Raw genomic sequence first — 246 nt, 5'->3', positions numbered from 1 at the left:
ATCCGTTCGTTGGTGGAACACATCTTCGGCGAACAGTACGAGTTGGGCATGGACTACTTGCAGCTGCTCTACCTCTATCCCGTTCAGAAACTGCCCATCCTCCTGCTCGTGTCCGAAGAGAGGAACACGGGCAAAAGCACGTTCCTGAACTTCCTGAAAGCCGTATTCCAAAACAACGTGACGTTCAACACTAATGAGGACTTCCGCAGACAGTTCAATTCCGACTGGGCGGGCAAGCTGCTCATC

General features: G+C 52.4%; 1 protein-coding gene. It reads left to right on the top strand.

What is annotated here, in order from left to right; genetic code table 11:
* Window positions 1–246 (top strand): primase-helicase family protein (locus QVO66_RS10440; protein ID WP_369678051.1); only part of this gene is annotated, 246 nt, incomplete at both ends.

It is taken from the genome of Prevotella sp. CAG:255, from assembly GCF_000431195.1.
Lineage (GTDB): Bacteria > Bacteroidota > Bacteroidia > Bacteroidales > Bacteroidaceae > Prevotella > Prevotella rara.
This window is presented reverse-complemented; position numbering and strand designations above follow the sequence as displayed.